This is a genomic window from Streptomyces sp. NPDC028635, assembly GCF_040637635.1.
GTDB lineage: Bacteria > Actinomycetota > Actinomycetes > Streptomycetales > Streptomycetaceae > Streptomyces.
In genome coordinates, this window is the sequence record NZ_JBEZWX010000025.1 from 97,308 (window position 1) to 108,292 (window position 10,985).

The 10,985-nt window shown below is 73.3% G+C and carries 11 protein-coding genes; 3 read left to right on the top strand and 8 right to left on the bottom strand.

Features of this window, described 5'->3' with window-relative positions; genetic code table 11:
* Positions 1 to 66 precede the first annotated feature (66 nt).
* Positions 67 to 1,287 (bottom strand): cytochrome P450, encoded by a 1,221-nt coding sequence (locus tag AB0E88_RS24620; RefSeq protein WP_361634158.1) that lies wholly within the window; start codon positions 1,285 to 1,287, stop codon positions 67 to 69.
* A gap of 259 nt (positions 1,288 to 1,546) precedes the next feature.
* Here AB0E88_RS24620 and AB0E88_RS24625 point away from each other — a divergent pair, with 259 nt between their 5' ends.
* Complete coding sequence (locus tag AB0E88_RS24625; protein WP_361634161.1) at positions 1,547 to 2,080, top strand: hypothetical protein; 534 nt, start codon at positions 1,547 to 1,549, stop codon at positions 2,078 to 2,080.
* Positions 2,081 to 2,094: 14 nt separating this feature from the next.
* Positions 2,095 to 2,559, top strand: a complete 465-nt coding sequence (locus AB0E88_RS24630; protein ID WP_361634164.1) for a hypothetical protein — start codon at positions 2,095 to 2,097, stop codon at positions 2,557 to 2,559.
* 73 nt (positions 2,560 to 2,632) lie between these two features.
* Here AB0E88_RS24630 and AB0E88_RS24635 read toward each other — a convergent pair whose 3' ends face one another.
* From AB0E88_RS24635 to AB0E88_RS24665, 7 genes are all read right to left on the bottom strand, one after another.
* The gene (locus AB0E88_RS24635; RefSeq protein WP_361634167.1) at positions 2,633 to 3,295 is read right to left on the bottom strand and encodes a response regulator transcription factor; all 663 of its coding nucleotides are present in this window, start codon (positions 3,293 to 3,295) and stop codon (positions 2,633 to 2,635) included.
* Entirely contained in the window at positions 3,292 to 4,650 is a 1,359-nt protein-coding gene (locus AB0E88_RS24640) for a histidine kinase (protein WP_361634170.1), read from the bottom strand. The genes AB0E88_RS24635 and AB0E88_RS24640 overlap by 4 nt, the downstream gene beginning before the upstream one ends.
* A 103-nt stretch (positions 4,651 to 4,753) precedes the next feature.
* Positions 4,754 to 5,428 carry a response regulator transcription factor gene (locus AB0E88_RS24645; RefSeq protein WP_361634173.1) on the bottom strand — a complete coding sequence of 225 codons (675 nt, stop codon included), beginning with the start codon at positions 5,426 to 5,428 and terminating at the stop codon, positions 4,754 to 4,756.
* A complete protein-coding gene (locus AB0E88_RS24650; RefSeq protein WP_361634176.1) occupies positions 5,425 to 6,828 on the bottom strand; it encodes a histidine kinase in 1,404 nt (467 codons plus the stop codon). The genes AB0E88_RS24645 and AB0E88_RS24650 overlap by 4 nt, the downstream gene beginning before the upstream one ends.
* The gene (locus AB0E88_RS24655) at positions 6,821 to 8,008 is read right to left on the bottom strand and encodes an acyltransferase (RefSeq protein WP_361634179.1); all 1,188 of its coding nucleotides are present in this window, start codon (positions 8,006 to 8,008) and stop codon (positions 6,821 to 6,823) included. The genes AB0E88_RS24650 and AB0E88_RS24655 overlap by 8 nt, the downstream gene beginning before the upstream one ends.
* Complete coding sequence (locus tag AB0E88_RS24660; protein ID WP_361634182.1) at positions 8,001 to 8,999, bottom strand: alpha/beta hydrolase; 999 nt, start codon at positions 8,997 to 8,999, stop codon at positions 8,001 to 8,003. Before AB0E88_RS24660 ends, AB0E88_RS24655 begins: the two co-directional genes overlap by 8 nt.
* Before the next feature lie 145 nt (positions 9,000 to 9,144).
* Complete coding sequence (locus tag AB0E88_RS24665) at positions 9,145 to 10,017, bottom strand: alpha/beta hydrolase (RefSeq protein WP_361634185.1); 873 nt, start codon at positions 10,015 to 10,017, stop codon at positions 9,145 to 9,147.
* A gap of 197 nt (positions 10,018 to 10,214) precedes the next feature.
* Between AB0E88_RS24665 and AB0E88_RS24670 the strand changes: the two genes are divergently transcribed.
* Entirely contained in the window at positions 10,215 to 10,817 is a 603-nt protein-coding gene (locus AB0E88_RS24670) for a TetR/AcrR family transcriptional regulator (RefSeq protein ID WP_361634188.1), read from the top strand.
* The last annotated feature ends 168 nt before the right edge of the window (positions 10,818 to 10,985 follow it).

Below are 10,985 nucleotides of genomic sequence, written 5' to 3' on the forward strand. Positions count from 1 at the left end.
CGAACGCGGGGGCGGCCGTTCACCCGCGGAGATCTGATCGGCCGGCGTTCACCCGCGGACACTGGGTCAGCCGGCGTTCACCCGTAGGCCCTCCCACCCCCGGATCACGAAGTTCGGCTTGCGCTTCGGCTCGGCGGCGAGGGTGAGGGCCGGTGCCTTGGCGAGCAGGGCACTCATCGAGGCGGCCAGTTCGATACGGGCCAAGGGCGCGCCGATGCAGTAGTGGATGCCGGCGCTGAAGGAGATGTGCGGGTTGTCGCGCCGGGTGAGGTCCAGGCGGCCGGGGTCGGTGAAGACCGCCGGGTCGTGGTTGGCGGAACCGAAGAGCATGGCGATCTCCGCGCCCCTCGGGATCGTCGTGCCGTCGATCTCGATGTCGTCCAGCACCCAGCGTTCGAAGAGCTGGAGCGGGGTGTCGTAGCGCATCAGCTCCTCGATCGCGGTGGGGACCAGGGAGGGGTCGGCGCGCAGGGCGGCCAGCTGGTCCGGGTGCCGGAAGAGGGCGTACCAGCCGTTGACGGTGGCGTTGACGGTGGCCTCGTGGCCGGCGTTGAGGAGCAGGACGGCGGTGGAGATCATCTCTTGCTCGGTGAGCCGGTCGCCCTCGTCGTGGGCGGCGATCAGGCCGGAGATCAGGTCGTCGCCGGGTTCCTCGCGGCGGGCGGCGATCAGCTCACGCAGGTAATCGGAGAACTCCACCGACGCCCGCACGGCCCTGGCCGCCGTCTCCTCGGACGGGTTCAGCTCGTACATCCCGCAGATGTCCGCCGACCAGGGCCGCAGCAGATGCCGGTCGCCCTCGGGGATGCCCAGCATCTCGGCGATCACGGCGACGGGCAGCGGCTCGGCCACATCCGTGAGCAGGTCCCCGCCGCCCGCGTCGACGAGCCGCTGGACGAGGTCGCCCGCCAGCGCGTGCACGTACGGCCTCAGCCGCTCCACCGTGCGCGGGGTGAACGCCTTGGACACCAGCCGCCGGATCCGGGTGTGGTCCGGCGGTTCGAGGTCGAGCATGCCGTGGTCGTTGAGCGTGTGGAACGGCTCGTGCTCCGGCGGGGGCGGGGTGCGCCCGAACTCCTCGTGGGAGAACCGGTGCAGATACGTCCGGCCCAGCCGGCGCTCCCGCAGCAGCGCGGAGACGTCCGCGTGGTGCGGGACCAACCACTGGTTCGTCGGCTCGTAGTGGAGCACCCGGCCGCGTTCGCGCAGTTCGGCGTAGGCCGGGTAGGGGTCCTCGACGAAGCGCGGGTCCCAGGGGTCGAAGGCGAGATCGGTGACCGCTGACATGCACGGACGCTAACGCGGCAGCCCGTCGTCCGGCCAGGGGTCGGGCCGTGGTCTCCGGGGCCGCCCGCTCGTCCGGTTCTTGCTCAGTTCTTGCTCAAAGCCGTTGTCTTCGGCGGCTCTGTTCTACAAGATCACCTCTGTCGCGGTTGCCCCGCTCCGGTCGCCCGACCAGCGGCCGAGGAGAGGGGCGCGGACCGCGCCGTGTCTGTCTGACCAACAGGCACCACGTTGCACAACTGCACAAGAGGGGAACACCGACGTGACATCGTCGACTGCCATACGCGCCGCCGCGATCGTGGCCACCGCAGCGATGGCTCTGGGGGGTGCGGCTCCGCTGGCCGAGGCCACGGAGGCGCAGGGCATGGCCCGCACCACCGTCATCGACACCGGCGAGCCGACGTTCACCGCGGCCGAGGTGCGGGATCTCATTCAGCGGATGAAGGCCGACGGGGGCTCCGACACCGCCGAGATCGCCCAGTTCGAGGCCTACGCCGACCGGCTGGAGGGCAAGGGACCCACCAAGCCGATGCCGGGATTCGGGTGGAGCACCATCGTCCGCAAGCTGGTCGTGGCCGGCTTCCGGCACGGTGGCGTGTGGCTGGGCAAGGTGCTCAAGCGGGTCTCGCCGAAGGCCGCCAAGTACGCCTCCAGGAACGGCAACAAGATCGCCGACGCGATCGACGCCGTGGAGAACTGGGGCGAACACGCGCTGACCCTGGCCCTGATGAAGGCCGGCCTGCCGCACGACATCGCCAGTGACCTCGCCAAGGCGATCATCATCATCGCCGCGTAGGCGGGGGCAGCCGGATGGATGACGAACCGTCGACACCTGGTGAGAAGCGGCTCGCCCGCCTGGTCGTGGGGGGACTCGTACTGTTCGTGGCCGGACTGGTCGGGCTGGTGTTCCTGCTGGTCCTGCTCGTCACGGCCGTGGTCTTCCCCGACGCGGTGGCGTTCGACGGGGTCCTGCCCGTCCTGTGGGCGCTGCTGCTGATGGGCCCCTGCGCGGCCGTCGCCATGGCCGTCACGGTGCCGGCGCGCGCTCTCCTGCGCGCCTCGCTGCACCCGTCACCGTCCGTGGCCCGCGTCTTCGACGCCGTCTTCGGCTGGCTGTCGGCGTTCCTCGTCGGAGTGATGCTGCTGGAGTGGACGCCGGGGGTTCGCGCCCACTCCCTGCTGCCGGCCGTCGCCGTCGCCACCGTGGGCCTGCTGCTGGAACCGCTCACGGACCGCCTCGGCAAGAAGGGCGACAAGGACGGGGACGCTCCCTGACCCTCGCCTCTGACCGTCGCCTCCCGGTGGGCCGGCCGCACCGCCGCCGGCCCACCGGTGCCGCCGCGGGCCGTCAGCTCGGCGTCACCAGACGGGTCTCGTACGCGAACACCGCCGCCTGGGTGCGGTCGCGCAGACCCAGCTTCACCAGAATGCGGCTCACGTGCGTCTTGATCGTCGACTCGGCGACCACGAGCCGCTCGGCGATCTCCGCGTTCGACAGCCCCTGGGCGATCAGTACCAGCACCTCCGTCTCCCGTTCGGTCAGCTCCCCGTACGCCTGCGCCGCCGACGCGAGCCGCGGGGTGTCGGAGAGCCGGGAGAACTCGGTGATCAGCCGTCTGGTCACCGACGGCGCGAGCAGCGCCTCACCGGCCGCCACCACCCGCACCCCGTCGGCGAGCTGACGGGCGGAGGCGTCCTTCAGCAGGAAGCCGGAGGCGCCCGCACGCAACGCCTGGTACACGTACTCGTCCAGATCGAACGTCGTCAGCACCAGCACCTTCGCCGACGCGTCCGCCGCGACGATCTCCCGGGTCGCCTCGATGCCGTTCAGCTCGGGCATCCGGATGTCCATCAGCACCACGTCCGGGGCGAGTTCGCGGACCCGCCGCACCGCCTCGCGGCCGTTGACCGCCTCGCCGACCACCTCGATGTCCGGCATCGCGTTCAGCAGGACCGAGAAGCCCTCCCGGACCATCATCTGGTCGTCGGCGATCAGTACCCGGATCGTCATGGCGTGCCCCCCGCCGCCGCGGTGACCGGCAGGAACACCGCCACCTCGTAACCGCCGCCGGCCATCGGGCCCACCGTCATCTCCCCGTTCAGCATGGTCACGCGCTCCCGCATGCCGGTGATGCCGTGCCCGGCGCCGGGCGACCGCTCGACCGCTGCGGGGGCGGACGGCGGGCCGTTGACTATGCGCAGGCCCAGCCCGCCGATGACGTACCCGATCTCCACCCGGGCGCTCGCGCCCGGCGCGTGCCGCAGGGTGTTGCTCAGCGCCTCCTGCACGATCCGGTACGCCGACAGCTCCACCCCCTGCGGCAGCTCCCGCACCGCGCCCGTCACCGCCTTGTCCACCTCCAGACCGGCCTGGCGGACGTTGGCCAGCAGCGCGTCCAGGTCGGCCAGCGTGGGCTGCGGCGCCTCCGGGGCCTCGTAGTCCTCCGCCCGTACGACGCCCAGCACCCGGCGCAGCTCGGTCAGGGCGGCCACCGCGTTCTCCCGGATCGTGGCGAAGGCCCTCTCCAGCTCCTGCGGCGGGTTCTCCACCCGGTAGGGCGCGGCCTCCGCCTGGATGGCGACGACCGACATGTGATGGGCGACCACGTCGTGCAGCTCCCGCGCGATGGTGGTGCGCTCCTCCAGCAGGGTGCGCCGTGATCTCTCGTGCGCGGTGACCGTCTGCTGGGCGCTGACCTCCTGCTCGGCGTCGCGGCGGATGTGCCAGACCGTGACGACGAGCAGCAGCACGGCCGACAGGAACAGCATCGGCATGGTGTCCGTGCCTTCGAGGGGACGCGCGAGCAGCTCGGCCATGCCGCCGTACACCAGCGTCAGCAGCCACATCCAGGCGGCGGTGCGCGGGCGGGTGCGGAGGGCCACGATCGTCATCACGCACAGGTGCGCGAGGAAAGTGCCCGGCTGGAACGGCCACAGATCCCACAGCGGGTCCAGCACGCACAGGACGGGTGCCGAGAGCAGCGACAGCCAGAACGCGGCGACCGGCCTGAGCAGCGTCAGCAGCACCACGGCCGCCGGCAGGAAGCTCAGCAGCAGATACGGCGGCCAGTCCAGTGCGGGCCCGGCACCGGCCATCCACACCACCAGCGCCAGCGCACCCACGACCGCGTGCGGCGTCCAGACCGCGTACTGCCGCAGCCCGGGCGGAAGACCGCGCAGGAACCGTCCCTCCGCGGACCTGCGGGGCAGCGGGCGGTAGGCGAAGGCGTCGTGCAGCAGGTCCTGCCGCAGGCCGTGCAGCGCCTGCACGGCCGCCCGGGCCTCGGGGCTGCGCGGTTTGTACGCGGCGTACCCGCCGTCCGCGCCCTGCGGCGGTGTGCTGTGCGTGGGGGTCGTCTCGGTCACGCTCCACACCGTAGGCCGGGCCGGGTGTCACGGTCGTCACCAGTGAGAGGGGTCCTGCCGGGTCCGTCTCAAGTACTACGGGTACCGGCCCGGCCGGCCCCCCTCAGTAGCCGGAGGGCCGCACCAGGCCCGACTCGTAGGCGAACACCGCCGCCTGCGTACGGTCGCGCAGACCCAGTTTCACCAGGATGCGGCCCACGTGGGTCTTCACGGTCTGCTCCGCGACGACGAGGCGCTGGGCGATCTCCGCGTTGGACAGGCCCTGCGCGATCAGCGCGAGCACCTCCGTCTCCCGCTCGGTGAGATCGGCGATCCGCTCCTTCAGCGGGGCGCGGGGCGTGCCGTCGAGGCGGGTGAACTCGGTGATCAGCCGTTTGGTGATGCCCGGCGCGAGCAGTGCGTCCCCGGCCGCCACCACCCGCACCGCCTCGGCCAGCTGGTCCGCGGAGGCGTCCTTCAGCAGGAACCCGGCCGCGCCGGAACGCAGCGCCTCGTACACGTACTCGTCCAGGTCGAAGGTGGTCAGCACCAGCACCTTGACCTCGGGGGCGGCGGCCTTGATGCGGCGAGTGGCCTCGATGCCGTCCATCTCGGGCATGCGGATGTCCATCAGGACGACCTCGGGGGCCAGTTCCGCCACCCTCGCCACCGCGTCCCGACCGTCGACGGCCTGCCCGATCACCTCGATGTCGGGCTGGGTGTTGAGCAGCACGGTGAAGCCCTGGCGGACCATCTGCTGGTCGTCGGCGATCAGGACGCGGGTGGGACCGCTCGTCATACGAGGTCGTCTCCTGTCGGGAAGATGAGTTCCACGTCATATTTGGGAGGCGGCACCGGCCGTTCGGCGAACGGAATGCCGTCGCGGGGCAGGAACGCGGAGACCGCGAAGCCTCCCTGCAGGGTCGGGTGCGCCATCACATGGCCGCCGAGCATCGTGGCGCGCTCCCGCATGCCGAGCAGCCCGTGCCCGCTGCCCGAGGATTCAGTGGCGGGCCGCGTCGGACGGGAGTTGATCACCCCGATGTAGAGACCGTCGGGGAAGTGGACGACGTCGACGCGCACCACGGCACCCGGCGCGTGCCGCAGAACGTTGCTGAGCGCCTCCTGCACTATGCGGAACGCGGACAGCTCCACCCCCGGCGGATACGGCACCGCGTCGCCCCGTATCTCCGTGCGGATCTCCAGGCCGGCGCCACGGATGTTGTCGATGAGGCTGCCGAGCCGGGCCAGCGTGGGCTGCGGGGCGTCGGGCGCGGCGCCCGGCCCGGCGGTGTCGCGGCCCTGTCCGAGCGCGCCGAGGTCCTCGGGCAGCTCCGAGCGCAGCACACCCAGCACCCGGCGCAGCTCGGTCAGCGCCTCCAGCGCGTTCCCCCGGATCCCGGCGAGGTTGTCCCTCAGCTCCTGCGGCGGGTCCTCGACCAGGTGCGGCGCGACCTGCGCCTGGATGGAGATCACCGACATGTGATGGGCCACCACGTCGTGCAACTCGCGCGCGATCCGGTTGCGTTCCTCCAGCAGGGCGCGCCGGGCCCGCTCCTCGGCGGTCAGCGTGGTCTGCTGCACCAGCTGCGCGCGGGCCTCGCGGCGGCCGCGCAGGGCGATGCCGAGTACCACGACCACCGAGGACAGGACGACCGCGAGCAGTCCGGTGGGGGTGTAGCGGGCCGCGCCCCACAGCCCCTGCACGACATAGGTGAACAGCACGGTCACGACCAGCGCCTCGACCGACACCCGGGTGCGCACCCGCAGGGCGAGCAGCAGCAGGACGGCCATGTGCCCGATGATCCCGGCCGACGACCAGGGCCAGGTGAAGTCGTGCGCGCCGCCGGCCAGCAACTGGCGCCGCACCTCCACGGCACCCACCACCGTGCCCGCCATGGACAGCCACCACGCCGGCACGGGCCGCCACAGCGCGAACACCACCGCGCCGCCCTGCGCGAGCCCGATCAGCAGGGCCAACTGCCCTCCCGCCCCGCCGTCGTTCGCCAGCTGCGCCACCGCGCCGAAGGACACGCCGAACGCGACCAGGCACAGCAGTCCGTGCGGGAACCAGCGCAGCCACACGAACGGTGGCAGAGGGTCCGCACGCAGCGTCCACAGGTCGTCGCGCAGCACCCGGAGCCAGCGCAGCACCGCTTGGCCCACCCCCGTTTCCGTCACGCCGCCCAGCCTAGACATGGCGCGCCTCCCCCGAGGTCCGCCGGTCCGCGGGCCGGTGCGTCCGCACCACCCTGGACCGGCCCCGCGAACCGCCCTGCTCGTGCCACCGGAAGGTGGCCCAGCACGCCCCCAGCACCACCGCGAACAGCGGCAGCCACACCAGCCGCACCGCCACCCAGCCGAGGCCGTCGGGCGCCGTGTGCAGCCCGGGGAGCCGTCCCACGAGCAGCGCGGCGGCCGTGGTCGCCATCAGAGCCGTCTGGTGCCACAGGAAGATCGTCATCGCGGACAGGTTCGCCAGCGCCACCGCCGCCCACGCCACCGGCCGGCGCAGGGCCCGGCGCAGCCGGTCACGCACCAGCAGGGCCACTCCGCACTGGGCCAGCCCGAACGTGACGGCGGCCAGGGTCGGCGGGTCGAGGTTGGACACCGTCGCACCCGGCACCCCGACCATGGACGCCGGATAGCCCGCCCACGCCACCAGCGCCGCGGTCACCACCGCGCCCCCGGCCGACAGCAGCCACCCGGCCCGCCGCCGCTCCAGCTCACCCCTCGTCCACGCGGCACCCAGCGTGTAGGGCACCATCCAGCCGGCCGCCACGTTGACCCAGCCGAGCCAGGCCGGGCCGCCGAGTCCGAAGCGCACCAGGTCCACGTGGAGGACGACGGCGAGCGGCCACAGCGGGTTGAGCCGGGTCAGCAGCGGGGTCGCCGCCGTCAGCCCCGCGAACACCAGAAGGAACCACAAGGGCGACAGCGCCAGCTTGACCAGCGTGTGCACGGTCGCCGCCTCGGCGCCGGTGACCACCAGCGCGGCCGCCGCCACCGCCCAGAGCGCCAACAGGGCCGCCACCGGCCGGAACAGCCGCCCGAGCCGGGCCGCCAGCCACCGCCGGTAGGGAACGCCCCGCTGCCGTGCCACCGCCAGACCACGGGTGGCGGAGTGCCCGCCGACCAGGAAGAACACGGCCAGGGTCTGGAACACCCAGGAGACCGGCGCCAGCCACGGCATGGAGGCCAGCGGGCTCGCGGTGTGCAGAGTGCCGCCGTCGGCGACGAGCGCGGTCACCAGCCAGTGCCCGAGCACCACGCCGAGGATGGCGACGGCCCGCAGCGCGTCCACGGCCCGGTCCCGGTCGGTGGGGGTCGCGGCATCGATCCGGGCGGCGACCCGGCGAAGGCGTGTTCGCTCACGCACGGGACACCTCCGCCCGCTCGCCGAGCACGATCCGGGCGAGGTTCGCCAGGGACACCGAGCCCGGCCGGAAGTAGTCGCTGTGCCCACCGTCACCGGCCGCGAAGACCCGGGCGCCGAACGCCGGGTCCACCGGGTCGGTGCCGAACCCGACGGTCGTACCGAAGACGTGCGCGCGCACATGCGGTACCTCCGCCACCCAGTCGTCGCCGCCGCGCGCCGCCCACACCCGGGCGGTCGTGTGCAGGGCTCTGACGTCGGCGGCGCCCGTGCCGGGGCTGCCGATCAGGGCGATGTCGTCGACGGTCAGCCTGTCGGCGGCGCGCCCGCAGACCACCGACCCGTAGGAGTGGCACAGCAGGGCGACGTGGGCCGTGCGGCCCGTGACGGCATGCAGGTCGCGTATGAACTCCCCCAGTCCCGCGGCGGCTTGCTCGGCTCTGCCGGTCGTGAGGACCGTCGCGCTGACCGTGCCCGGGGTCTCGTAGCCGAGCCAGGCGACGACGGCTGTCCGGGTGCCCGGCGGAGCCTCCTGTGCGAGGCGGGCGGCCAGCGCGGTCGCCGTCGCGCGGAAGCGGGCGTAGGTGTCGAGGGACGTGTCCGACCCCGGTACGAGGACGGCTGTCCGGTCCGCTCGGGCCAGGTCGCCGAAGACCTCCGTGACGCGGCCCGTTCCCCGCCCGTCGAAGGCGAGCAGCTGCCGCGAGGGGTTCGCCAGGGCGCGTTCCGTCCGCGCGCGGCCCGTGTCGCCGTGCGCCGCGGCCATCCGGGCCGCCTCCAGGGCGTTGGCGCGGTTCGCGGCGTACGCCTGCGGCAGGGTGGCCGCGGTGATCTCGGCGAGACGCGCGGGCGCGGGAGCCGGGATGCGCGGGCGGGCCGCGCCGGACAGGGGTACGACGACCGCGGCCGTGATCAGCGCGGCCGTCAGCGCCCGCAGGACGCGCCCGCGCCGCCGCGGCCCGCCTTCATCCGTACCGAGCTCCCCCGTGACCATCGTCGCCTCCCCACCGCGCGGCCCGCCCATCGGACCCGCCTGGCAAGGAAGTTACGGAGGGTGAAGCGTCGTCCGCGTCACGCCGTGGAGCTCATCTGCGGCGTAGCTCTCAGGTATGACGGGTACGACGCCCGGTCCCGCCGCCTCACCACGCCAGCTGGGCGATCTCCTCCGCGACCACCGCGCACGCGTCGGCCGCCGGGTCGATCAGCGGGAAGTGGCCCACGTCCTCCAGCAGCGTCAGGCCCACCACCTCCCCGGCCTTGGCCGCCGCGTCCGCGTACGACTCGGCCACCGCCTGCGGCACGTCGAGGTCGGCGCGGCCCTGGACGAGCGTGGTCGCGATGCCGGTGGGCAGCAGCAGAGCCGGGTCCGCGTAAGGCCGGCGCGCGGCGAACGCGTCCTCGCCGCCCAGCAGTTGACGGGCCGCTCCTCCGCACACGTCCAGCTTCTCCGCGACCGTGAAGTCCGCGATCGGGGCGAGAGCGACCACACCCCGCAAGGGCGCCGGGCCGCCGGTGCGCCAGGGCGCGTCCGCGGGCAGCACATGCCGGGCGGCCGCCCACAGCGCGAGATGGCCGCCGGCGGAGTGGCCGGTGACGACCGTGCGGCGCGCGTCGGCCTGCGGCAGCGCCTCGCGCACCAGGCCCGGCAGCGCGTCCAGCGCGGCGGCGACGTCGTCGAACGTCTCCGGCCAGCGGCCCGCGACCGCGTCCCCCTCCGTGGCGCTCCCCCGCCGGTACTCCACGCTGGCCACGGCGAACCCGCGGCGCGCCAGGAAGCCGGCGAACGGGCTGATGTGCCGCCGGTCGTACGGCGCCCGCCAGGCACCGCCGTGCAGGACGGCGACCAGGGGGGCCTGTGCGGTCGGCCCCACCTGGACGCGCGGGGCGTAGAAGTCGATCACCTGGTCGGGATGGTCGCCGTAGGCGGCGGTGGTGTCGGGGGCGACGGGCGGGTGCGAGAAGGCCGACTCCTCCTCGGCGGCGGCCCGGGCTGCTGCGACGTCGTCCGGCATGCTCCAACCTCTCAGCGATGAAACGTATTTGGCGGACCAGAAGAGACGGACCAGGAGGAAAATTCGGCCGTTGGCCGGGACGGTACCAGGCCGATGACGTGCGGCGACACGCGGATGTCACGCTCGGTGAGGGTTAAACGGTTCTGCTGTTTCGTTACGCTGACGGGGTAACCCGTCCGTGCACCAAGGAGGCCGATATGTCCGCCGAACCCGGCACCGTACGTCCCGGCGGCCGTACCGCCCGTGTCCGTACGGCCGTACTGCGCGCGGCCGGGGACGTGCTGGTGGAGCACGGCTTCGACCGGCTCGACCTCGCGGACGTCGCACGCCGCGCGGAGGTCGGCAAGACGACCGTCTACCGGCGCTGGGGCTCCGTGACCGGCCTCGTCGCCGACCTGCTCGCGGACATGGCCGAGCAGTCGCTGCCCCGCGAGGTGACCGGCACGGTCCTCGGTGACCTGCGGGCCAACGCGTCCCTGGTGCAGCGCACCCTGGCCGACCCCCGGCAGGGTCCGCTGTTCCGCGCGGTGATCGCGGCAGCGGCGTGCGACGCACGCACGGCGGAGGCGCTCAGACGCTTCTACGAGGTCCGCGTGGCCGAGTGGGCACCGTGCGTGGAACAGGGCGTGGAACGCGGGGAGTTGCCGCCCGGCACGGATGCGGCGACGGTCGTCCGAGCGGTCTCGGCCCCCCTCTACTACGAACTGCTGACCACCGGCACGGCCCCCACCCCCGCCGCCGCGGACCGAGCGGCCCGAGCGGCGTACGAGGCGGCGAAGGCCGGGGTGTACGCGGGATGACGCCCGCACGGACGTACGCGACCCGCGCCACGACGTCGATGCACCCGCGTACGGCGGGAAGGGGCCGGGGTGGGGGGTGTCCGCCCGCAGCGTCCGGCACCGGCACAGGGCGCCGTACCGAGTGACGGCCGGCCGGACCGAGGACGGACACCCCCCACCCCGGCCCCG